Genomic DNA, 21,521 nt, shown 5'->3' with positions numbered 1-21,521 from the left:
GTCTACGGACGGATGGCCGGCGGGGGAATGCGCCGGAGGGCGAAGGGGGTTGATCCGGTCATGACTCAGGACTCCACGCAGGACGCGCTGCTCGGGCTGCTCTCCGAAGGCCACGGCGGCGTACTGGTCACCCTCCGGCGCGACGGCCGCCCCCAGCTGTCCAACGTCAGCCACGCCTACGACCCGGACGCGCGGATCATCCGCGTCTCCGTCACCGACGACCGCGCCAAGACCCGCAACCTCCGCCGGGACCCGCGCGCCTCGTACCACGTCACCAGCGCCGACCGCTGGGCCTACACCGTCGCCGAGGGCACCGCCGAGCTGACCCCGGTCGCCGCCGGCCCGCACGACGAGACCGTCGAGGAGCTGATCCGGCTCTACCGCGACGTCCTCGGCGAACACCCCGACTGGGACGAGTACCGGGCCGCCATGGTCCGCGACCGGCGCCTGGTGCTGCGGCTGCACGTCGAGCGGGCGTACGGCGTCCCGAAGAGCTGACCGGCGACGCGTTCCCGCGCCCGGGCGCCCCGGCGGCCCGTGTCCCGCCTACGGCGTCCCGGCGGTGCGGGTCTCGATGGCCCGGAGCACGGCGACCATGTCCTCGCCGCCGAACCCCTGTGCCACCGTCTCCTCGAACAGGGAGTGGCAGACGTCGAGGAGCGGCGAGGCGAGCCGGGCCCCGCGGGCCGCCTCGGCGATCAGCCGGTTGTTCTTCAGCACGTCCAGCGCCGCCGCCTGCACCGCGAAGTCCCGCTCGCGCAGCTTGGGCGCCTTCATCCGGGACACGCCGCTGGCCATCGGGCCCGCGTCCAGGACGTCCAGGAACAGCCGCCGGTCCAGGCCCTGCCGCTCGGCGAAGTGGAACGCCTCGGCCAGCCCGGTCACCAGGGTGATCAGGAAGAGGTTCACCGACAGCTTCATCAGCAGTGCCCCCGGCGCGGGCCCGCACACGAACGTCTCCCGGCACATCGGCGCGAGCAGCGGCCGTACGGCGGCCACCGCCTCCTCCTCACCGGCGAGCATGGCGACCAGCTGCCCCTGCTCGGCCGGCACCCGGGACCCGGAGACGGGCGCCTCGGCGTACCGGCCTCCGGCCGCCCGGACGTCGGCCTCCAGGGTGCGGGAGTACTCCGGGGAGGTCGTGCCCATGTGCACGACGGTCCGGCCCGCGACCCGCGCGGCCAGCCCGGGTGTGCCCCGGCCGAGCACCGCGTCCACCGCGGCCTCGTCGGCGAGCATCAGCAGCACCACCTCCGCCCGCGCGAACACCTCGCCGGCGTCCGCCGCCACCTCCGCCCCGGCCGCGCGCAGCGGGAGGGCGCGTTCCGGGGTCCGGTTCCAGACCACCAGCGGGATGCCGGCCGACGCCAGGCGCAGAGCCATGGGCCGGCCCATCACTCCGAGACCGATGAATCCGACGTGCACGGCGGGGCCGCCCTTCGCGTCAGGAGCCGACTATGACAGTGGTCATAGTAGCGCCGGCTATGACAGCGGTCATAGGGTGAGGGCGAGGAACGGAGGTCGACGATGACCGAGGCGCGGCGCGGTCCGCGGGAGCGGATGGTCTTCAGCGCGGCCCAGCTCATCCGGCGGGGCGGGGTCACCGCGACCGGCATGCGCGAGGTCGCCGAACACGCGCAGGCCCCGCGCGGCTCCCTCCAGCACTACTTCCCGGGCGGCAAGGAACAGCTGGTCAACGAGGCGGTCGAGTGGGCCGGCCGGTACGCCGGCCGGCGGATCGGCCGGTTCCTGGAGGGGCTCGAACAGCCGACGCCGAGCGGTCTGTTCGCCGCCATGGCGGCACAGTGGACCGACGAGTACGCGGACGGGGGCTTCGCCACGGGGTGCCCGGTCGCCGCCGCCACGGTCGACTGCGCCTCCACCGGCGACTCGACCCGGCAGGCGGCGGCAGCGGCGTTCGCGACCTGGCGGGCGCCCCTCGCCGAGGCCCTGAGGGGGATGGGCGTGCCCGCCGCTCGCGCCGAGCCGCTGGCCACCCTCATGATCAGCACCCTGGAGGGCGCCATCCTGATGGCCCGGGCCGAACGGGACGTACGCCCCCTCACCACGGTGGTGCGCGAACTCGGCCCCCTGCTCGACGCCGCCGTGCACTCCTGAGCGGCACCGCCGTGCACCCCTGACCGGCACCGCCGTCGTACGCCCCGGCCGGCGGGATCAGTCCGTCATCTCCGCGTCGACCGAGACGGCTCCGCCCGACTCCTCCTTGACCCACGCCTCCAGCTGGTCCACGAACGCGGCCGCCCACTGCCGCCAGTCGAGCTCCGACACGGCCGCCTCCCGGCCCAGCCGGGCGACGCGCAGCCGCAGTCCGGTGTCGCCGGCCAGCCGCCGGACCGCGGCCGCCGCCGCCGGCGGATCCTCGTAGGGCACCACGAGACCGCAGCCGTACCGTTCGACCAGCTCCGCGGAGAGCGGGGTGGGCGTGGTGACGACGGGAACGCCGTGGGCCATGTACTCCACGACCTTGGTGGGCCGGGAGTGCCGGTAGTTGGGCTGGTCGTGGAGGAGCGACAGACCGGCCAGGGCGCCGGTGAGCCGGCCGAGGGCCCGGTCGTTGGGCAGGAAGCCGTACCAGCGCAGGACCCCGTCCCGGTCGGCCGCCGTGAGGGCCTCGCGCACGTCGGGGTCCGCCGTGCCGATCGCCTCGACGCGGATGCCGGGGGCCAGCAGCCGCGCCATGGCGATCAGGTCGAGCGCGCCGCGTGCACGGGACAGCTGGCCCAGATAGACCACCCGGTCGTCGCCCGGCGGCGAGGGCGGATCGACGGGCGGGCTGGCGAGGTTGGGGATGACCGGGTGGTCGCGGCGGAAGCGGTCCTGGTAGGCGTACTCGGCGAGCAGCAGCCGCAGCCGGCGCTCGGCCAGCCGCTCCGCCGCCCGCACCGCCGTACGCAGCGGCGCCCGCAGCAGCCGCGGCACCCAGCACTTCATGACCAGCGCCGCCGCCGTGTCCTCGTGGACGTCCCACACGGTCACCGGGACCGGTCCGGTCCGGCGCAGCCGGCGCAGGGTGCCGGGGAGGGCCAGCAGCAGTTCCGGATCGTGCAGCAGGACCACGTCCACCTCCGGTCCGCGCTCGGCCAGCAGCGCCCGCGCCGCGCGCAGCGCCGCGCCCCGGTCCCGGCCCGCCGCGCGGGGCAGGTCCACGCCCTCGACGTACGGCCGGGGCGTGCTGTCCCGGGCCGCGAACGGGGCCGCGTACACCACGTGGTGGCCGCGGTCCCGCAGTGCGGCGATCTCCCGGTGCAGTATGCGCGCGTCCTCCGGGTGGTGGACGACGGTGACGACGAGTATCCGCATGGCAGTGCCTTTCAACTCCGCGCGGAGCACCGGCTGTTGCCGGAGCGGGTGGGCCTACAGGACCTCGACGCCCGGCTTGAAGATCCGCCCGCGGGTGTCGAACAGCAGCCGTGCGGTGTCCGCGAGGGCCGGCAGGTCGTAGGCGGAGTGGTCCTGGAGCAGGATCGTCAGGTCGTGCTCGCGCAGCGCGGCCGTCAGGTCGCCGACGCGCGGGACGGCCGTCCCCTCGACCGACCAGGCCGGCACGTGCGGATCGTGGAAAGCGATCTCGGCCCCGCGCTCCCGCAGCAGCCGGGCCAGCGGCTCCGCCGGCGTCTCGCGCAGGTCGGCGACGTCCGGCTTGTAGGTGACCCCGAGCAGCAGCACCCGGGAGCCCTGCAGCGGCCGGCCGGCGGTGTTGAGCAGGTCCTGGGCGCGGCGCACCACGTACTCGGGCATCCGCCGGTTGATCTCCTGGGCCAGCCCGACGAACCGGAACTCGTAGCCCAGTGACGAACGCACCTTGTAGGAAAGGTAGTTGGGGTCGATGGGGATGCAGTGGCCGCCCACTCCGGGGCTCGGGCGGAAGGCCTGGAAGCCGAAGGGCTTCGTCCCCGCGCAGCGGATCGCGTCCCAGACGTCCACGTGCAACTCGTGGCTGATGACCGCCAGTTCGTTGACCAGGGCGATGTTCACGTGCCGGTAGGTGTTCTCCAGCAGTTTGGCCATCTCGGCCTCGCGGGTGCCCTTCGCCTGTACGACCGTGTTCACGAACTTGCCGTAGAAGGCCACCGCGTGCACCGCGCAGGACGGGGTGCAGCCGCCGACCACCTTCGGGGTCTCGCGCAGTCCGTGCCCGGTGGAGCCGGGATCGATCCGTTCGGGGGAGAAGGCCAGGGCGAAGTCCTCGCCCGCGCGCAGCCCGGACTCCTCCAGCAGCGGCCGTACGACCTCCTCGGTGGTGCCCGGGTAGGTGGTCGACTCCAGCACCACGAGCTGGCCGCTCCGCAGCCGGCCGGCCACCGAGCGGGCGGCCGAGACGACCGCGCCCAGATCGGGTCCGCCGTCTTCGCTCAGCGGCGTCGGCACGCAGATCACCACGGTCTGGGCGCGCGCCAGACAGGCGTCGTCGGTGAACGCGGTGAAACCGGCGGCCCGCATCCGGCGCACGTCGTCGTCGGACACGTCGTCGACGTGCGAGCGGCCGGAGTTGAGTCCGTCGACGACCCGCGGGTCGCGGTCCAGGCCGACGACGCGCAGGCCGACCGAGGCCGCCTCCCGGGCCAGCGGCAGCCCGACGTATCCGAGACCGATCACGGCGAGTTCGACCTCACCGGCCGGATCCCGCCCTTCGTTGTCCCCGAGCGGTTGAACCTTGTCATCGAGCGGTTGGGTCCGTTCGACCTGCATAGGGATTCACCCGGCCTTACACGGCTGGACTGGTGGGGGGTCCGCGGGATCTCAGACGCAGCCGAGCGATCGATACGCCTCGTGCGTCGTCGCGGCGACCCGGTCCCAGGTGCGTTCCCGCGCGACCATCGCACGGGCGGCGGCTCCCCATTCGAGTCGCCGCTTATGACTGTAAAGCACCATTTCGAGTTCATCTGCCCAGGAAAGTGGCGACTCGACTGGAATTAGCCGCCCGTTCACCTCGGGTTCGACCAGTTCTCTCATCGCCGTGAGGTCACTGGCGGTGACCGGAAGGCCGCTCGCCATCGCCTCGACCGGTTTGAGGGGGGCCACCAGACGGCAGACCCGCTCGTCGGTGCGCGGCACCGCGAACACATCCAACGCCGCGTAGTAGTCGCGTACTTGGGCGTGCGGCACCCGGCCGGTGAACAAGGCGGTGCCGTCGTCCAGGCCCAGCCGGGCGGCCAGCCGCTGCAGCCGGTCCCGCTCCGGACCGTCACCGACGATCAGCAGCCGCAGCGGCACTCCGCGCCGTCGCAGCTCTACACCCGCATGGAGCAATGTGCCGATCCCCTCGTGCGGGGTGAGGCTGCCGACCGTGCCCACCACGTACTCGTCCGGACCGATGCCGAGGCGGGCGCGCACCGGCGCCCCGTCCGGCGGCGGCGCCAGGAACATCCCGTCCACGGCGTTCGGCACGATCAGCACCCGTTCCCGCGGCACCCCGCGCGCCACGATCTCGGCCTTCATCGCGGCGCCCAGCGTCAGCACCAGGTCGGCCTCCCGCATGCAGTGGGTCTCCAGCTCCCGGCGCACTCGGTAGACGGGGTCCCGCGGGCTGCGGGCCGCATCCTGGCTCAGCCAGGTCTCCTCCAGGAACCCCCGTACCTCGTAGACCACCGGCAGTCCGTACGCCTCCCGCAGGGCGAGGGCCACCCGCCCGTTGCCGTGGTCGGTCGCCGCGTGCAGCACCGCCGGCCGCAACCGCTCCACCAGCCGCCCGGCCAGCTCGGCGTTGCGGGCCAGCTGAGCCCCCTGCCCGTACGGCAGCCAGGCGGGCAGCAGCCGGTGCTGCGGCACTCCGCCCACGACCTGGAGCGGGCCGGCGTCCAGCACCCCGCGCGCCACCGGGAACCCGATCCGGGTCACGACGTGCGGATCGAGCCCGGCGGCCCGCTGGGCCTCGGCCAGCTTCTGCGTGCGCACGGTGTAGCCGGCGTGGGCGAACGGCAGGGAGTTGGTCACCAGATGCAGCACCCGCCCGGGCACCGGCCGCACCGGCCGCCCGGCGGGGGCGCTCACCCGAACGGCGGACGGGGTCGCACCCGGCCCCGCCGCCCGGGCCCGGGCGGACAGCCACCCCTCCACCGGCCGCACCCGGCGCCGTACCGGCGCGGGCAGCAGCCGTACACCCAGCAGCGCGGCCCGGGCGGGATCGTGCCGCAACTCGCCCCAGGCCACGGATACGGCCAGACTGACGGCGCGGGGAATACGACGGGACATGCCGTCACGGTAGGACGACCGGGCGCGGGACGCCTCGGCCGTCGCCGGGCGCCGGTGCCGGGAGGGCACGGCGTTCCTCCTCGTCTCCCTGTGCGCTGCCCCTTGTTCGACCGCCGACGGAAGGCGAGGACATGAACGGCCGAGTACTCCATGTGGTCGGCACCCGGCCCAACTTCGTGAAGGCGGCACCGGTCGTCGCCGCGCTCGGAGTGGCCGGCTGCGACCAGACCCTGGTCCACACCGGCCAGCACTACGACGCCCGGATGTCGGACGTGTTCTTCCGCCAGCTGGGCCTGCCCCGGCCGGACACCGACCTCGGCGTCGGCTCCGGCGGCCACGCCCGGCAGACCGCCGACCTGCTGGTGGCGCTGGAGGCCGAGCTGACCGCCCGCGACCCGGCCCTCGTCGTGGTCTACGGCGACGTCAACTCCACGCTGGCCGCCGCCCTGGCCGCCGCCAAGCTGGGCCTCCCGGTCGCGCACGTGGAGGCCGGCCTGCGCAGCTTCGACATGACGATGCCGGAGGAGGTCAACCGGCGCCTGGTCGACCAGCTGGCCGTGCTGCTGTTCGCGACCAGCCCGGAGGCCGTCGGCCACCTCGCCCGCGAGGGCGCCGACCCCGCCCGGGTGCACTTCGTCGGCAACCCGATGATCGACACCCTGCTCACCCACCTCGACCTCTTCGACCCGGCCGCGGCACGCACCGCCCACGGGCTGCCCGAGCGCTACGGCGTCGTCACCCTGCACCGCCCCGCCAACGTCGACGACCCCGAGGCCGCCCGCGCCGCCGCCCGCGCGCTCACCGAGGCGGCCCGCCATCTGGACCTCGCCGTGCCGCTGCACCCGCGCGGCCGGGACGCCCTGCGCGCGGCCGGCCTGGACGGCGCGCCCGGAGTGCACCTCCTCGAACCGCTCGGCTACGTCGAGTTCATGAGCCTGGTGCGCGGCGCCGCCGCCGTGATCACCGACTCCGGCGGGGTGCAGGAGGAGACCACCGTGCTCGGCGTGCCCTGTCTGACGCTGCGCACCACCACCGAACGCCCCGTCACCGTCACCCACGGCACCAACCGCCTGGTCACCCACAACGAGCTGGTCCCCGCCCTGCGCAAGGCACTCGACGGCGGCCCGGGGGCGCCCGCGGAGGGTCCGCCGCTGTGGGACGGCAAGGCGGGCATCCGGACGGCCCGCGTGGTCACCCGGTGGCTGGAACACCATGGCTGACGGCACCCTCGCCCCCGACGGCGGCCCCGCCCCCGCCCCCGACGACACCGCCGGCGGCGACGGCGCCTTCGACTACTGGGACGCCCGCCACCGCGACCAGGACGAGCTGGCCTCCGGCGGACACATCGGCCTCGACCGGGCGGGCAACGAACTCTTCTACGCGCTCCGGCTCGGCACCCTGCTCGGCCTCGTCGGCGACCTCACCAGCCCCGCGGCCCCGCTGTTCGTGCTCGACGCGGGCTGCGGCAAGGGGTACTTCGCGCGCGCCCTGGCCCGCTGCGGCCACCGCGTGGACGCCTTCGACGCCAGCGAGGAGGCCCTCGACCGGGCCCACGCCGCCGGCGGCGGCCCCCGCTACGGCCGGTCCCGGCTCGACGCGTGGCGCAGCCCGTGGCCGTACGACATCGTGCTCTGCGTCGACGTGCTCTTCCACCTCCTGGACGACGCGGAGTGGTCGGCGGCCCTGCGCAACCTGGCCTCCCTGGTCCGCCTCACCGGCCGCCTGATCGTCACCGACGAGGACACGGCCCGGCCCCGGGCACGCGGCGACTACATCCTGCACCGGCCCACGGCCGCCTACCGCGCCGTACTCGAACCCCTCGGACTGCGCCACACGGAGTTCCGGCCGTACGGCTTCCGGGAGATCGAGGTCGGCTTCCACGTCTTCACGAGGATCCGCTGATGCGTCTGACCGATCTGCTCCACCCGCACCTGGACGGCGTCACCACGGTCGTGGACGCGGCCGGCCGCGGCCTGCGCCTCGCCCCCTACCTCCACCTCCCCGACGGTGTCCGCCTGCTCCGCGACGACGGCGAACGGCCGGTCGGAGAAGGAGAGCTGGTGCTCCTGTCCTACGGCCCCGACCCGGCCCTGCACGGCGGCGAGGACGACTGCCTCGCGGTGCTGGAACGCGTCCGGCCCGGCGGCCGCGGCCTGCTCCTGTTCGGCCACCCGGGGCCCGAACCGCCCTATCACCGGCTCCTGGACGGCCTGGTGGCCCAGGGCTGCCAGGTGCTGCGCGCCACCCCGCTCGACTATGTGCACCTGCGCGCGGGCGCGGTGTTCACCCGCCTCACCTCGGACGAACTCCTGCCCCCGCACGACTGGTTCGGGCGCGCGGTGCCCCCCGGCGGCTTCACCACCGCCCTGCGGATGGCCGGCGAGTACGTCCTCGGCGACCTCGTCTCCCGCTCCCTGCGCGCCCGCCACCTGGACCTGACGCGCCGCGCCGAGGAGGCCGAACGCGCCCGGGACGACGTCCGCGAGGACGGACTCGCCGACCGGCTGGCCGCCGCCGTACGGGAGAAGGAACAGCTGGCGTCCGCGCTGCGCGGGGCCCGCGGCCGGGTCGAGCTGCTCCAGGCGCGGGTGGCCATGCTGGAGGGCTCGACCTCGCTGAGGGTGGGCAAGGCACTGGTGTCGGCGGCCCGGTCGCCGCGGCACCGGATGCCGCGTCTGCCGCGGGAGCTGTACGGGCTGTGGCGCGGGCGGGCCGAGCGGCGGGCGGCGCCCGCCTCCCAGTCCGCCGCCGCCGGGGCCCCATCCATGGCCGCCGACGAGCGCCTCCACCTGCTGCACCGCGCGTTCTCCTGCACACCCCGCGACCGGCTCGTGATCGCCGGCGTGCTCACCGACCACACCGCCGAGGACTTCGCGGCGGACGCCGTCGTGAACCGGCCGCTCCCGCACGACGGCGCGCTGCTCGTACGGCGCACCGACCCCGACGCGGTCGTGGTGCAAGTGAGCGCGTGCACGGAGGACGGCCCCTGGTCGCTCGCCGGCACCGGCCTGGCACCGGACCTGGACCGGAGGCTGGCCGAACTCCTCACCGAGGCCCGCGCGTCGGGCCGGGCCGCCGTACTGTGGCGGGACGCCCCGCCGTCCGCCGCACCCGGCCTCGCCCAGCTGGCCTGGGACGCCGTCCTCGACGCCGACACCGGTGTACGGCTGTCCCGGCTCGACCCGGCCGGGGACGGCAGGGAGCGGTTGCGGGAGGCGTTCCAGTGGGACAGCACCCGCGTCCGGCTGGCCGAACTCGCCCGGCTGGCCGGCGCCCCGGACCCCTTGGACGGACGCCGGGTCGCCGTCCTCGCCGCCCCCCGCGGCCGGCACGACGTGGCCCGGCTGGCCGCGCAGGTGCTGGGCCAGCAGCACCGCCCCGCCGAGGTGGTCGTCCCCGACCCGGCCGGCCTCGACGAACTCGACGCCGCGGGCGTCGCCGTCCGCACCGGGCCGCCCACCGCGGCCTGGGTCGCCGACTGGACCGACCTCACCGAGGACCGCCCGGACACCCTGCTGCTCGACCTGATGTGCGCCCAGGAGTACTCGGGCGCGGACGCGCTGGGCCACGCGGCGGCCGGCGAGGACTACACGTTCGTGCCGGCGCTGCGGCGTCCGCTGCTGGTCCGCCGGTCCCTGCACCTCGCGGGCGCGCCGCCCGAGAGCTGGTGCGGCCGCGGGTACCGACTGTTCGCCGTGCGCGGGAAGGAGCCGTCATGAGCCGCGTGATACGGGCACTGGTCTACGGCGACGTGGACCTCAACCTCATCGACGGCTCCGCCGTCTGGGCCCAGTCGACCGTGCAGGCGCTGTCCCTGGCCGGGTGCGAGACCCGGCTGGTGCTGAAGGCCCCGGTGCTGACCGGGCGGCTGACCGATCCGCTGGCCGGGCTGCCCGGGGTGACCCTCGTGCGGCCCGCCGAGGAACGGCTGGTCCCCGGACAGGGCGACCGGCCCCTGTCCCCGGTGCAGGCCTCCCGGCTGCTCGCCCGGCTCGACCGGGACGAGCCCTGCGACCTGCTCGTCCTGCGCGGGCGCCGGCTCGTCGGCCGGGTCGTCGCCGACGGCCGGTTCGACGGGCGGATCTGGGCCTACCTCACCGACATCCCGCAGTCCGCCGCCGCGATGACCGAGCAGGCCCGCGCGGAACTCGGCCGCATCGCCGCCGCCTCCCGGCGCCTGCTGTGCCAGACCGAGGAGTTGCGCTGCTTCCTGGAGGCCTGGGTGCCCGAGGCCTGCGGCCGCAGCGTGCTCTGCCCGCCCTCCGTGCCGGAACCCGACTTCCCGGTGCCGGACCACGACCGGCCGCACGATCCGCTCCGGCTCGTCTACACCGGCAAGTTCGCGCCGCTGTGGAACACGCTGCCCATGACCCGGCTGCCCTCGCTGCTGGCCGAGCGGGGCGTTGCGGCCGAACTCCACACCGTCGGCGACAAGATCCACGACGACCCCGCCCACCCCGGGTTCCACGACGCGATGTTCCGGGCCCTCAACGGCGGCACCCTCGGCGTCCACCACCACGGCGGACAGCCCCGCGAGGAGGCCATGCGCATCGCCGCCGACTGCGACCTCGGCCTGGGCTGGCGCGCCCCCGGACTCGACGCGAGCCTCGAACTGTCCACCAAGGTAATGGAGTTCGGCGCCCTCGGGCTGCCCGTCGTGCTCAACCGCACACCCGCGCACGAGGCACTGCTGGGCGCCGACTACCCCCTCTACGTCCCCGGCCGCGCCGAACCCGAGGACGCCGCCGAGGCCGTGGCCCACGCCGCCCGCGCCCCCGAGGCCCGCCGGCTCGCGGCCGCCCGCTGCCGCGACGCCGCCCGCCGGTACACCCTCCGGGCCGCCGCCGACCGCTGGCGCGGCCACCTCGACCGGGTCTTCCCGCCCGCACCCGCCGGTGTCGTCCACCGCGCCCGTCCGCTGCGGGTCGGCGTCGCGGGGCACGACCTGAAGTTCCTCACCCGGCTCCTGGACCACTTCCGCGCCGTGCCCGGACTCGACGTCCGCGTCGACGCCTGGCCCGCGCTGGCCCGGCACGACCCGGGCGCGAGCCGTGAACTCGCCGACTGGGCCGATGTGGTGGTCGTCGAGTGGTGCGGCCCGGCCGCCGTCTGGTACAGCCGCCACAAGCGGCGCGGCAGCCGGCTCGTGATCCGGCTGCACCGGTTCGAGCTGGACGCCGAGTGGCCGGGGCAGGTCGACATCGACGCCGTCGACCGGGTGATCTGCGTCAGCCCCTACTACGCCCGCCGCACCCTGGAGCACACGGGCTGGCCGCGGCACAAGGTCGTCGTCGTCCCGAACTGGGTGGACGCCGACCAGCTCGACCGGCCCAAGGCACCCGGTGCCCGTCACCGCCTCGGCATGATCGGCATCGCGCCCAGCCGCAAACGCCTCGACCTCGGCCTGGACGTGCTCGAAGCCCTGCGCGCCCGGGACCGGCGCTGGCACCTGTCGGTCAAGTCCAAGCCGCCGTGGGAGTACTGGTGGATCTGGAACAAGCCGGAGGAGCGCGCGCACTACGAGACGATCCTGCGCCGTGTCCAGACCTCCCCGCTGCTCCAGGGGGCGGTCGTCTTCGACGACTTCGGCGCCGACGTGGCGAGCTGGCTGCGCCGCATCGGGCACGTCCTGTCCACCAGCGACGACGAGAGCTTCCACCTCGCCCCGGCCGAGGGCATGGCCTCCGGTGCCGTTCCGGCGCTGCTGCCGTGGCCCGGCGCGGACGAGATCTACGACCGGCGGTGGATCCACGACGGCCCGCCGGCCATGGCCGAGGCGATCACCGGGCTCGGCGAGAGCGAGGGGACCTGGCGGTCCGCCGCGGACACGGCCCGCGCCCAGGTGCGGGAGTCGTACGCGCTGGACCGCGTGGCGGCGGCCTGGACGGACCTGCTCGTGAGCGGCTGAGAGGGGGGAGCGGCGGGCACCGGCCCGTGCGTGACCCCCTCAGCCCCCGGCCCGCTCCGCCGTCAGGTAGGCGATCACCATGTCCCCGAGCATGGCCCGGTAGCGCTCCCGCCGGGCCGGGTCCACCAGGTCCCGGCCGAACAGTGCGCCGAAGGTGTGCCGGTTGGCGACCCGGAAGAAGCAGAACGAGCTGATCATCGCGTGCAGGTCGACCGCGTCCACGTCGGCCGTGAACAGCCCCGACTCCTGCCCCGTGGCGAGGATGCGGCGGATCACGTCCAGCGCCGGGGAGCCGATCCGGCCGAGCTTCTCGGAGGCCGCTATGTGCTCGGCGCCGTGGATGTTCTCGATGCTGACCAGGCGGATGAAGTCCGGGTGCCGCTCATGGTGGTCGAAGGTCAGCTCGGCCAGCCGCCGGATGGCCGCCACCGGGTCCAGGTGCTCGACGTCCAGCTGCTGCTCGGCGTCCCGGATCACGCCGTACGCCCGCTCCAGCACGGCCGTGAACAGCTGTTCCTTGCCGCCGAAGTAGTAGTAGATCATCCGCTTCGTGGTGCGGGTCCGGGCGGCTATCTCGTCGACGCGGGCCCCGTCGTAGCCGGCCCGGGCGAACTCCTGCGTGGCCACGTCGAGGATCTCGGCCCTGGTGCGGGCGGCGTCACGCAGGCGCGCGCCGGCTCGTGCCGGTTCTTCGACGCTCGTCATCGGTGTCCTTCGGGCCCGTGAGGCGCCTGGACGGCGCGCTCGTTCGCGTGCCGGTGATTGTAGAAGCAGGGCCGCCGGGCGCAGCCGGGATGTTCGTCACATCCCGGACGGCTGCCGCGGCGCCGGTGCGGCGGCGGCCGGGATGCGGGCCGCGGCTAGGAACGGCTGACCGTGCGGGTGACGCCCGCGATCACGGTGGTGGCCAGGATCCAGCCGGTGAGGACGAGGACGTGGGCGAGCAGCTGGTACCCGCCGTGCGGGGCGAACGCGGAGTCCTGCCCGAAGGAGATCACCGGCAGCAGCAGGTCGAGCGTGTAGAACACCGGGTCGAAGGGCGGTGCCTCGCCCGCCTTCAGCGGCTGCGGGTGGTGCAGCGCGTAGGTGACGGAACCCACCGCGAGCAGCGACAGCAGCCAGCCGGCGGCGCGCAGGGGGCGGAAGCCGTAGCCGACGGTGACGTCCTGGACCAGGCCCCACACCCGGCCGTACCAGGGCAGGGTGCGGCGGTGCCGGCGCTGCTTGGCCAGCTGCACCAGCCGGGCCGCGTGGTCGTCGCCGACGCGGCGGTAGGCGGCCGTCAACTGCTCGTAGGCGTGCGGGACATAGCCGTCGCGCTCGCGCTCCAGCATGGGCAGGCGGCGCTCGGCCGGCTCGTGCGGGATGAGCGAGGTGTACGTCAGGTCGCCGAGCAGCACCTCCTCGGGCACCGACCCCGGCTCCACGAAGAGGACTTCGAGCTGGGCGCGGCGCAGGTTGAGGGCGCCCTCCAGGGGCAGGCTGCGGCGCAGCCACAGCTCACCGATGGTCGCGCTGGCCGCCCGGAGCGCCGAACTGCCCGGATGCGACAGCAGGGTGTACGACAGGTCGAGCCGCCCTCCGACGCGGGCGCCGCGCAGGCCCATCCAGCCGCGTACCTCGGCGTGCCGGAGCAGCATGTCACCCTGGACGGCGAACGTCTCGGCGTCCAGCGCGGCGCCTTCCGGGTGGCTGAGCCGCGCCTCGTTGAGGTTGACCGACCCGGCGACGGTGGCGCCGTTGAGCCGTGTCTGCCCGTGCGTGCGCAGCCCGGGCGCCCGCAGATCGTCGCCGACGTCCACCTGGTTGAGCTGGAGCACCGGAACCCCGGCGGCGGGCGCGGTCACCTCCGCGCTCTCCAGGTACAGACTGCCGCCGATCCGGGCCCCGCCCAGCCGCAGCACCCCGCGGCACCGGGTGCGGGTGAGCCGCACGACGCCGTCGACGTGCATGGCGTGGCCGGTGAACCCGGGCAGGACCGACTCGCTGAGGTTGAGTTCGCGCAGCCGGGCGGCGTAGCAGCGCGGGGCCTCGTCGAAGTGGCAGTTCCGCAGCCGCAGCGGGTGGTCGATCGTCGCGTACTGCAGATCGAGGCGGCCCGTGATCCGGGCGCCCGCCAGATCGAGGGACGCTATCTCCCCCTCCTGCCGGGGCCCGTCGAGCAGCAGCGCCCGCAACACCTCGGCCCGCACGGTCCGTTCGGGGCCCCAGTCGCCGCCCGCGGCGGGATCGTCATCGGAGCCCTCCCGGAAGTCCACGGCCCGCCCCCGCGGAAACGCCCGCCACACCCGCTCCTCGGCCGCCGTCAGCTCGTTGATCTCCACCAGCGCGACTCTGACCCGAGGCGGAAGACGCTGTCAATCCACCACCGGGCCCCGGAACCGGGATCGGCCGGCCGGGGCCACCTGCCGGCCACCCGGTCCGGCGCGGACCGCGCCCTGTCCCCGCGGTGGCCGCGCACCTTCCTGCGCGACCGCGCCGCCGCCCTCGCCACCCGCTGCGCGGGCCCCGGCAACGCGCCGCGGGAGGTGTCCCGCCGATCGTGCCGGGCGTCGGCCCGGGGAACCCTAGGGCCGGACGTTCCACTCCGCGATCACCGGGCGGCCGTGTTCCATGGACAGCCGGCTCATGGTGCCCGTGGCCAGCTGGAACAGCCGGCCCTCGGCGGGCGGCAGGCCCAGGCGGCGGGCGGTGAGGACCCGCAGGAAGTGGGCGTGGGCGACGAGGATCACGTCGCCCGCGTCCTCGGTGAGGGCCGCGTCGACGCGGGCCAGGACCCGGTCCGCGCGGGCGCCGGTCTGCCGCGGTGACTCGCCCGGGTGCCCCTCGGGGCCGGGCGGCACGCCGTCGGTCCACAGGTCCCAGTCCGGCCGGGTGCGATGGATCTCGACGGTGGTGATGCCCTCGTAGCCGCCGTAGTCCCACTCGTGCAGGTCGGGATCGGGCACGACCCCGGGTATGCCCGCCAGTTCGGCGGTGCGCAGCGCGCGGCCGAGCGGGCTGGCCAGGGCGAGGGCGTAGGTCCGGCCGGTGAGGAGCGGGGCGAGGGACTTGGCCTGTTCCTCGCCGTTCCCGGTCAGGGGCAGGTCGGTCCAGCTGGTGTGCTGTCCCGACCTGCTCCACTCCGTCTCACCGTGGCGGACCAGCAGGAGGTCCCCCACGGCGGGTCAGCCCTTCTTCTCGACCGCGTGGCCGCCGAACTGGTTGCGCAGCGCGGCGACCATCTTCATCTGCGGCGAGTCGTCCTGGCGGGAGGCGAACCGCGCGAAGAGGGAGGCGGTGATCGCGGGCAGCGGCACCGCGTTGTCGATGGCCGCCTCCACGGTCCAGCGGCCCTCGCCGGAGTCCTCCGCGTAACCGCGCAGCTTCTCCAGGTGCTCGTCGTCGTCCAGCGCGTTGACCGCGAGGTCGAGCAGCCAGGACCGGATGACGGTGCCCTCCTGCCAGGAGCGGAACACCTCGCGGACGTTGTCCACGGACTTGACCTTCTCCAGCAGTTCCCAGCCCTCGGCGTACGCCTGCATCATGGCGTACTCGATGCCGTTGTGGACCATCTTCGAGAAGTGCCCCGCGCCGACCCGGCCCGCGTGCACGTAGCCGTACGGGCCCTCCGGCTTGAGCGCCTCGAAGACGGGACGGAGCCGGTCCACGTGCTCCTTGTCGCCGCCGACCATGAGCGCGTAGCCGTTCTGCAGGCCCCACACGCCGCCGGAGACACCGGCATCGACGAAGCCGATGCCCTTGATGCCGAGTTCGGCGGCGTGCTTCTCGTCGTCCGTCCAGCGGGAGTTGCCGCCGTCGATCACCGTGTCGCCCTCGGACAGCAGGTCCTTGAGCTCGTCGATGACCCCCTGCGTGGCCGTACCGGCCGGGACCATCACCCACACCTGGCGGGGCGCGTCCAGCTTCTCGACCAGTTCGGCGAGGCTCTTGACGTCGGAGACCTCCGGGTTGCGGTCGTAGCCGATGACGGTGTGGCCGGCGCGGCGGATCCGCTCGCGCATGTTGCCGCCCATCTTGCCGAGACCGATGAGACCGAGCTGCATGATCAGTTCTCCGATGCGTTCTTGAGAGTGCGGTAGGCGGCGACGAGGGCCGTGGTGGACGGGTCCAGACCGGGCACGTCCGCCCCCTCGGTGAGGGCCGGTTCGACGCGCTTGGCGAGGACCTTGCCGAGCTCCACGCCCCACTGGTCGAAGGAGTCGATGTTCCACACCGCGCCCTGCACGAACACCTTGTGCTCGTAGAGGGCGACCAGCTGGCCGAGGACGGACGGCGTCAGCTCCGTGGCGAGGATCGTGGTCGTGGGGTGGTCGCCGTGGAAGGTGCGGTGCGCCACCTGCTCCTCGGGCACGCCCTCCGCTCGGACCTCCTCCGCCGTCTTGCCGAAGGCGAGCGCCTGGGTCTGGGCGAAGAAGTTGGCCATCAACAGGTCGTGCTGGGCCTTGAGTTCCCCGCTCAGCTCGGCGACCGGGCGGGCGAAGCCGATGAAGTCCGCCGGGATCAGCTTGGTGCCCTGGTGAATCAACTGGTAGTAGGCGTGCTGGCCGTTGGTGCCGGGCGTGCCCCACACCACCGGTCCGGTCTGCCACTCCACCGGATTGCCGTCCCGCTGCACCGACTTGCCGTTGGACTCCATGTCCAGCTGCTGGAGGTACGCGGTGAACTTCGACAGATAGTGGGAGTACGGCAGCACCGCGTGGGTCTGGGCGTCCAGGAAGTTGTCGTACCAGATGCCCAGCAGGCCCAGCAGCAGGGGCGCGTTGGCCTCGGCGGGCGCGGTGCGGAAGTGGTCGTCGACCAGCCGGAAGCCGTCGAGCATCTCCCGGAAGCGGTCCGGGCCGATGGCGATCATCAGGGACAGGCCGATCGCGGAGTCGTACGAGTACCGGCCGCCGACCCAGTCCCAGAACGCGAACATGTTGTCCGGGTCGATGCCGAACTCGGTGACCTTCTCCGCGTTCGTGGACAGCGCCACGAAGTGCCTGGCCACCGCCTTGTGGTCGCCGTCGAACGCCTTCAGCAGCCAGGACCGGGCCGAGGTCGCGTTGGTGATCGTCTCGATCGTGGTGAACGTCTTGGACGCCACGATGAACAGGGTCTCCGCCGGGTCCAGGTCCCGGGTGGCCTCGTGCAGGTCGGCGCCGTCCACGTTCGACACGAAGCGGAACGTCAGGTCTCGTGCGGTGAAGGGGCGCAGGGCCTCGTAGGCCATCGCGGGGCCCAGGTCGGAGCCGCCGATGCCGACGTTGACGACGTTGCGGATCCGCTTGCCGGTGTGGCCGGTCCACTCGCCCGAGCGGACCCGCTCGGCGAAGCCGGCCATCTGGTCCAGCACCGCGTGCACCTTCGGCACGACGTTCTCGCCGTCGACCTCGACCACCGCGTCCCGCGGGGCGCGCAGCGCGGTGTGCAGGACCGCCCGCTTCTCGGTGACGTTGATCCTCTCGCCGCGGAACATGGCGTCCCGCAGGGCGGACACGCCGGTGGCGGCGGCGAGTTGCCGGAGCAGGGCCAGCGTCTCGTCGGTGACCAGCTGCTTGCTGTAGTCGATGTGCAGGTCGCCGACCCGCACGACGTACCGTTCGGCGCGCCCGGGGTCCTTGGCGAACAGCTCGCGCAGGTGCGGCCTTCCCCGGTCGCGGTGGTCGGCGAGGGCCGCCCACTCGGGCCGGTCGGTGAGCTTCGGGAACTGGGCCATCTCAGGCGTTCTCCTTGGGGGCCTCGCCCTGGAGGGCGATGGCGTACATCTCGTCGGCGTCGAGGCGGCGCAGCTCCTCGGCGATGAGTTCGGAGGTGGGGCGGACCTTCAGGGCGAGGGTGCGCGGCGGCTGGCCGGGCAGGGTCAGCGTGGCGAGCGGGCCCTCGGGCCGGTCGACGACGACCTCGCCGTTCGCGGTGCCGAGGCGCACGGCCGTCACGAACGGGCCGGCGCTGTGCACCCGCTCCACCGGGACGTTCAGACGGGCCTCCAGCCAGCGCGCGAGGAGCTCGGCGCTGGGGTTGTCGGCCTCGGCCTCGACGGCCGCCGAGGTCACCTGCGCGCGGGCCTGGTCCAGGGCCGCGGCCAGCATCGAACGCCACAGCGTCAGCCGGGTCCAGGCGAGGTCGGTGTCGCCGGGCGCGTAGTTGCGGGCGCGGGTGTCGAGGACCTCCAGGGGCCGCTCGACGGCGTACAGGTCGGTGATCCGGCGCTGGGCGAGCGCGCCCAGGGGGTCCTTGGAGGGGGTCTCGGGGGCGTCCACCGGCCACCACACGACCACCGGGGCGTCCGGCAGCAGCAGCGGCAGGACGACCGAGTCGGCGTGGTCGGAGACCTCGCCGTAGGTGCGCAGCACGACCGTCTCGCCGGTGCCGGCCTCGGAGCCGACCCGTACCTCGGCGTCCAGCCGCGAGTGGGTGCGGTCGCGCAGGGTGCGGGCGTGCCGCTTGATGACGACCAGGGTCCGCGAGGGGTGCTCGCGCGAGGCGTCCTCGGCGGCCTTGATCGAGTCGTAGGCGTTCTCCTCGTCCGTGACGATGATCATCGTCAGGACCATGCCCACGGCCGGGGTGCCGATGGCGCGGCGGCCCCGCACCAGCGCCTTGTTGATCTTGCTTGCCGTGGTGTCGGTCAGGTCGATCTTCATGGCCTGCGCCAGCTCCGTCCGTCTCGTGCGAGCATCTCGTCGGCTTCCCTCGGTCCCCAGCTGCCCGACGCGTACTGCGCCGGCCTGCCGTGCGCCGCCCAGTACTCCTCGATCGGGTCGAGGATCTTCCAGGACTCTTCCACTTCCTGGTGACGGGGGAACAGGTTGGCGTCGCCGAGCAGTACGTCCAGGATGAGCCGCTCGTACGCCTCCGGGCTCGACTCGGTGAACGACTCGCCGTAGGCGAAGTCCATGGACACGTCCCGGATCTCCATCGAGGTGCCCGGCACCTTCGACCCGAACCGCACGGTCATGCCCTCGTCCGGCTGGACGCGGATGACGATCGCGTTCTGGCCCAGTTCCTCGGTGGCGGTGGAGTCGAACGGTGAGTGCGGGGCCCGCTTGAAGACCACCGCGATCTCGGTGACCCGGCGGCCGAGCCGCTTGCCGGCGCGCAGGTAGAACGGGATGCCCGCCCAGCGGCGGTTGTCGATGCCCAGCTTGATCGCGGCGAAGGTGTCGGTCTTCGACTTGGGGTCGATGCCGTCCTCCTCCAGATAGCCGACGACCTTCTCGCCGCCCTGCCAGCCCTCCGAGTACTGCCCGAGCACGGTGCTCTGGCCCAGGTCGTGCGGCAGCCGGACCGACTTCAGCACCTTCAGCTTCTCGGTGAGCAGCGCCTCCGCGTCGAACGCGATGGGCTCCTCCATGGCGGTGAGGGCCATGAGCTGGAGCAGGTGGTTCTGGATGACGTCACGGGCGGCGCCGATGCCGTCGTAGTAGCCGGCCCGGCCGCCGATGCCGATGTCCTCGGCCATGGTGATCTGCACGTGGTCGACGTACGACCGGTTCCAGATCGGCTCGTACATCTGGTTGGCGAAGCGCAGCGCCAGGATGTTCTGGACGGTCTCCTTGCCGAGGTAGTGGTCGATGCGGAACACCTGGTCCGGCTCGAACACCTCGTGCACGATCGCGTTCAGCTCGCGCGCGCTGTCCAGGTCGTGCCCGAACGGCTTCTCGATGACCGCGCGCCGCCAGGAGCCCTCCGGTGGGCTCGCCAGGCCGTGCTTCTTCAGCTGCTGCACGACCTTGGGGAAGAACTTCGGCGGCACCGAGAGGTAGAAGGCGAAGTTGCCGCCGGTGCCGCGGGAGGCGTCCAGCTCGTCGACGGCGTCCTTCAGCTGTTTGAAGGCGGTGTCGTCGTCGAAGTCGCCGGGGATGAACCGCATGCCCTCGGCGAGCTGCTGCCACACCTCCTCGCGGAACGGGGTGCGGGAGTGCTCGCGCACCGCGTCGTGCACGACCTGCGCGAAGTCCTGGTCCTCCCAGTCCCGGCGAGCGAACCCGACGAGGGAGAAGCCCGGCGGCAGCAGACCCCGGTTGGCCAGGTCGTAGACGGCCGGCATCAGCTTCTTGCGGGACAGGTCACCGGTCACCCCGAAGATGACCAGGCCCGAGGGCCCGGCGATGCGGGGCAGCCGGCGGTCGCGGGTGTCCCGCAGCGGGTTCACCCAGTCGGCGGCCGGGGCCACCGGGACCCGCACCACCTCGGGTGCGGGTGCCTGGGCGGGGGCGTTCTCGGTCATCAGGCGTCAACTCCCTTGCTCTTCAGGGACGTGGCGACGGCGTCCAGCAGGTCCTGCCAGGCCGCCTCGAACTTGGCGACGCCCTCGTCCTCCAACTGCTGGACGACCTCGTCGTAGGAGATGCCGAGCCGCTCGACGGCGGCCAGGTCGGCGCGGGCTTGCGGGTAGCCGCCGGTCACGGTGTCGCCGGTGATCTCGCCGTGGTCGGCGACGGCGTTCAGGGTGCCCTCCGGCATGGTGTTGACGGTGCCGGGCGCGACCAGCTCGTCCACGTACAGGGTGTCCTTGTACGCGGGATCCTTCACCCCGGTGGACGCCCATAGCGGGCGCTGCTCGTTCGCCTCGTCCCCGGCCAGCGCCTGCCAGCGGCCGGAGGCGAAGACCTCCTCGTACGCCTCGTAAGCGAGGCGGGCGTTGGCGAGGGCCGCGCGGCCCTTGAGGGCGAGGGCCTCGTCGGTGCCGAGGGCGGTCAGCCGCTTGTCGATCTCGGAGTCCACCCGGGAGACGAAGAAGGAGGCCACCGAGTGGACGGTGGAGAGGTCGACGCCGCGCTCGCGGGCCTTCTCCAGGCCGGCCAGGTAGGCGGCCATGACCTCGCGGTAGCGGTCCAGGGAGAAGACCAGGGTCACGTTGACGCTGATGCCGAGGCCGATGACCTCGGTGATCGCCGGGAGGCCCGCCCTGGTCGCCGGGATCTTGATCATCACGTTCGGCCGGTCCACCAGCCAGGCCAGCTGCCTGGCCTCGGCGACGGTGGCCTTGGTGTCGTGCGCCAGGCGCGGGTCGACCTCGATGGAGACCCGGCCGTCGCGGCCGCCCGTGGTGTCGTACACGGGGCGCAGGATGTCCGCGGCGTCGCGCACGTCGGCGGTCGTCATCATCCGTACGGCCTCGTCGACCGTGACACCGCGTACGGCGAGGTCGGCCAGCTGCTCCTCGTAGCCCTCCCCGGAGCCTATGGCGGCCTGGAAGATGGACGGGTTCGTCGTGACACCGACGGCGGTTCCGCTCGCCACCAGCTCGGCGAGGCCGCCCGAGGTGATCCGCCCGCGCGACAGGTCGTCGAGCCAGATCGACACGCCCTCGTCGGCGAGGCGCTTGAGGGCTCCCGGGGTCGCGATTGCTTCGGTCACAGTGATCAGTCTTTCCTCTTGCGTCGGTATCGTGCGTCGGTGGTGCGTCGGG

At 73.5% G+C, this 21,521-nt stretch carries 18 protein-coding genes; 6 read left to right on the top strand and 12 right to left on the bottom strand.

The genetic code is table 11. From position 1 onward, the window contains the following. The first annotated feature begins 60 nt into the window (after positions 1-60). On the top strand, positions 61-498 hold the full coding sequence (locus FHS34_RS25210) for a PPOX class F420-dependent oxidoreductase (RefSeq protein WP_184969309.1): 438 nt from the start codon (positions 61-63) through the stop codon (positions 496-498). 48 nt (positions 499-546) lie between these two features. Here FHS34_RS25210 and FHS34_RS25205 read toward each other — a convergent pair whose 3' ends face one another. Further along, a complete protein-coding gene (locus FHS34_RS25205) occupies positions 547-1,425 on the bottom strand; it encodes an NAD(P)-dependent oxidoreductase (protein ID WP_184969307.1) in 879 nt (292 codons plus the stop codon). Positions 1,426-1,527: 102 nt separating this feature from the next. Here FHS34_RS25205 and FHS34_RS25200 point away from each other — a divergent pair, with 102 nt between their 5' ends. Beyond that, positions 1,528-2,118: a TetR/AcrR family transcriptional regulator gene (locus tag FHS34_RS25200; RefSeq protein ID WP_184969305.1), complete on the top strand. Its 591-nt coding sequence runs from the start codon at positions 1,528-1,530 to the stop codon at positions 2,116-2,118. A gap of 57 nt (positions 2,119-2,175) precedes the next feature. Here the strand turns inward: FHS34_RS25200 and FHS34_RS25195 are convergent, their stop codons facing one another. From FHS34_RS25195 to FHS34_RS25185, 3 genes are read right to left on the bottom strand one after another with little or no spacing between them, the layout of a single operon-like run. Further along, positions 2,176-3,321 (bottom strand): glycosyltransferase, encoded by a 1,146-nt coding sequence (locus FHS34_RS25195; protein ID WP_184969303.1) that lies wholly within the window; start codon positions 3,319-3,321, stop codon positions 2,176-2,178. A 54-nt stretch (positions 3,322-3,375) separates the two neighbouring features. Further along, a complete protein-coding gene (locus FHS34_RS25190) occupies positions 3,376-4,710 on the bottom strand; it encodes a nucleotide sugar dehydrogenase (RefSeq protein ID WP_184969301.1) in 1,335 nt (444 codons plus the stop codon). Positions 4,711-4,761: 51 nt separating this feature from the next. Continuing rightward, on the bottom strand, positions 4,762-6,213 hold the full coding sequence (locus FHS34_RS25185) for a glycosyltransferase (protein ID WP_184969292.1): 1,452 nt from the start codon (positions 6,211-6,213) through the stop codon (positions 4,762-4,764). 131 nt (positions 6,214-6,344) lie between these two features. Between FHS34_RS25185 and wecB the strand changes: the two genes are divergently transcribed. Genes wecB through FHS34_RS25165 form a run of 4 tightly spaced genes read left to right on the top strand, consistent with a single transcriptional unit; the run spans position 6,345 to position 12,121 of the window. Then, positions 6,345-7,433, top strand: coding sequence for a non-hydrolyzing UDP-N-acetylglucosamine 2-epimerase (wecB, locus tag FHS34_RS25180; RefSeq protein ID WP_184969290.1), 1,089 nt, complete (start codon positions 6,345-6,347; stop codon positions 7,431-7,433). Beyond that, a complete protein-coding gene (locus FHS34_RS25175) occupies positions 7,426-8,115 on the top strand; it encodes a class I SAM-dependent methyltransferase (RefSeq protein ID WP_184969288.1) in 690 nt (229 codons plus the stop codon). The genes wecB and FHS34_RS25175 overlap by 8 nt, the downstream gene beginning before the upstream one ends. Further along, positions 8,115-9,932: an amino acid adenylation domain-containing protein gene (locus tag FHS34_RS25170; RefSeq protein WP_184969286.1), complete on the top strand. Its 1,818-nt coding sequence runs from the start codon at positions 8,115-8,117 to the stop codon at positions 9,930-9,932. Before FHS34_RS25175 ends, FHS34_RS25170 begins: the two co-directional genes overlap by 1 nt. Next, the gene (locus tag FHS34_RS25165; protein WP_184969284.1) at positions 9,929-12,121 is read left to right on the top strand and encodes a glycosyltransferase; all 2,193 of its coding nucleotides are present in this window, start codon (positions 9,929-9,931) and stop codon (positions 12,119-12,121) included. Before FHS34_RS25170 ends, FHS34_RS25165 begins: the two co-directional genes overlap by 4 nt. Before the next feature lie 39 nt (positions 12,122-12,160). On the opposite strand, the gene FHS34_RS25160 is transcribed toward FHS34_RS25165, so the two are convergent. From FHS34_RS25160 to tal, 8 genes are all read right to left on the bottom strand, one after another. Then, positions 12,161-12,826, bottom strand: a complete 666-nt coding sequence (locus tag FHS34_RS25160; protein WP_184969282.1) for a TetR/AcrR family transcriptional regulator — start codon at positions 12,824-12,826, stop codon at positions 12,161-12,163. Positions 12,827-12,981: 155 nt separating this feature from the next. Continuing rightward, on the bottom strand, positions 12,982-14,445 hold the full coding sequence (locus tag FHS34_RS25155) for a membrane-associated oxidoreductase (protein ID WP_184969280.1): 1,464 nt from the start codon (positions 14,443-14,445) through the stop codon (positions 12,982-12,984). Positions 14,446-14,688: 243 nt separating this feature from the next. Continuing rightward, positions 14,689-15,282 (bottom strand): histidine phosphatase family protein, encoded by a 594-nt coding sequence (locus tag FHS34_RS25150; protein ID WP_184969278.1) that lies wholly within the window; start codon positions 15,280-15,282, stop codon positions 14,689-14,691. A gap of 6 nt (positions 15,283-15,288) precedes the next feature. Continuing rightward, complete coding sequence (gene gnd, locus FHS34_RS25145; RefSeq protein WP_184969276.1) at positions 15,289-16,167, bottom strand: phosphogluconate dehydrogenase (NAD(+)-dependent, decarboxylating); 879 nt, start codon at positions 16,165-16,167, stop codon at positions 15,289-15,291. A gap of 2 nt (positions 16,168-16,169) precedes the next feature. Continuing rightward, positions 16,170-17,822, bottom strand: a complete 1,653-nt coding sequence (gene pgi, locus FHS34_RS25140) for a glucose-6-phosphate isomerase (protein WP_184969274.1) — start codon at positions 17,820-17,822, stop codon at positions 16,170-16,172. A gap of 1 nt (position 17,823) precedes the next feature. After that, a complete protein-coding gene (gene opcA / locus FHS34_RS25135) occupies positions 17,824-18,750 on the bottom strand; it encodes a glucose-6-phosphate dehydrogenase assembly protein OpcA (RefSeq protein ID WP_184969272.1) in 927 nt (308 codons plus the stop codon). Then, the gene (gene zwf / locus FHS34_RS25130) at positions 18,747-20,336 is read right to left on the bottom strand and encodes a glucose-6-phosphate dehydrogenase (protein ID WP_184969270.1); all 1,590 of its coding nucleotides are present in this window, start codon (positions 20,334-20,336) and stop codon (positions 18,747-18,749) included. Before zwf ends, opcA begins: the two co-directional genes overlap by 4 nt. Beyond that, positions 20,336-21,478 (bottom strand): transaldolase, encoded by a 1,143-nt coding sequence (gene tal, locus FHS34_RS25125; RefSeq protein ID WP_184969634.1) that lies wholly within the window; start codon positions 21,476-21,478, stop codon positions 20,336-20,338. The genes zwf and tal overlap by 1 nt, the downstream gene beginning before the upstream one ends. Positions 21,479-21,521: the final 43 nt, after the last annotated feature.

The organism is Streptomyces echinatus (genome assembly GCF_014203595.1).
In the GTDB taxonomy this organism is placed as follows: domain Bacteria; phylum Actinomycetota; class Actinomycetes; order Streptomycetales; family Streptomycetaceae; genus Streptomyces; species Streptomyces echinatus.
The sequence above is the reverse complement of the archived record's forward strand: the minus strand, read 5'-3'. Positions and strand labels throughout refer to the sequence as shown.

What these genes read in the sequence shown, in the direction of transcription:
- wecB (WP_184969290.1), top strand. Translation starts at nt 6,345, where the DNA reads ATGAACGGCCGAGTACTCCATGTGGTCGGCACCCGGCCCAACTTCGTG.
- FHS34_RS25190 (WP_184969301.1), bottom strand. Translation starts at nt 4,710, where the DNA reads ATGCAGGTCGAACGGACCCAACCGCTCGATGACAAGGTTCAACCGCTC.
- opcA (WP_184969272.1), bottom strand. Translation starts at nt 18,750, where the DNA reads ATGAAGATCGACCTGACCGACACCACGGCAAGCAAGATCAACAAGGCG.
- FHS34_RS25160 (WP_184969282.1), bottom strand. Translation starts at nt 12,826, where the DNA reads ATGACGAGCGTCGAAGAACCGGCACGAGCCGGCGCGCGCCTGCGTGAC.
- FHS34_RS25210 (WP_184969309.1), top strand. Translation starts at nt 61, where the DNA reads ATGACTCAGGACTCCACGCAGGACGCGCTGCTCGGGCTGCTCTCCGAA.
- FHS34_RS25165 (WP_184969284.1), top strand. Translation starts at nt 9,929, where the DNA reads ATGAGCCGCGTGATACGGGCACTGGTCTACGGCGACGTGGACCTCAAC.
- FHS34_RS25170 (WP_184969286.1), top strand. Translation starts at nt 8,115, where the DNA reads ATGCGTCTGACCGATCTGCTCCACCCGCACCTGGACGGCGTCACCACG.
- FHS34_RS25185 (WP_184969292.1), bottom strand. Translation starts at nt 6,213, where the DNA reads ATGTCCCGTCGTATTCCCCGCGCCGTCAGTCTGGCCGTATCCGTGGCC.
- pgi (WP_184969274.1), bottom strand. Translation starts at nt 17,822, where the DNA reads ATGGCCCAGTTCCCGAAGCTCACCGACCGGCCCGAGTGGGCGGCCCTC.
- FHS34_RS25195 (WP_184969303.1), bottom strand. Translation starts at nt 3,321, where the DNA reads ATGCGGATACTCGTCGTCACCGTCGTCCACCACCCGGAGGACGCGCGC.
- FHS34_RS25175 (WP_184969288.1), top strand. Translation starts at nt 7,426, where the DNA reads ATGGCTGACGGCACCCTCGCCCCCGACGGCGGCCCCGCCCCCGCCCCC.
- gnd (WP_184969276.1), bottom strand. Translation starts at nt 16,167, where the DNA reads ATGCAGCTCGGTCTCATCGGTCTCGGCAAGATGGGCGGCAACATGCGC.
- FHS34_RS25200 (WP_184969305.1), top strand. Translation starts at nt 1,528, where the DNA reads ATGACCGAGGCGCGGCGCGGTCCGCGGGAGCGGATGGTCTTCAGCGCG.
- zwf (WP_184969270.1), bottom strand. Translation starts at nt 20,336, where the DNA reads ATGACCGAGAACGCCCCCGCCCAGGCACCCGCACCCGAGGTGGTGCGG.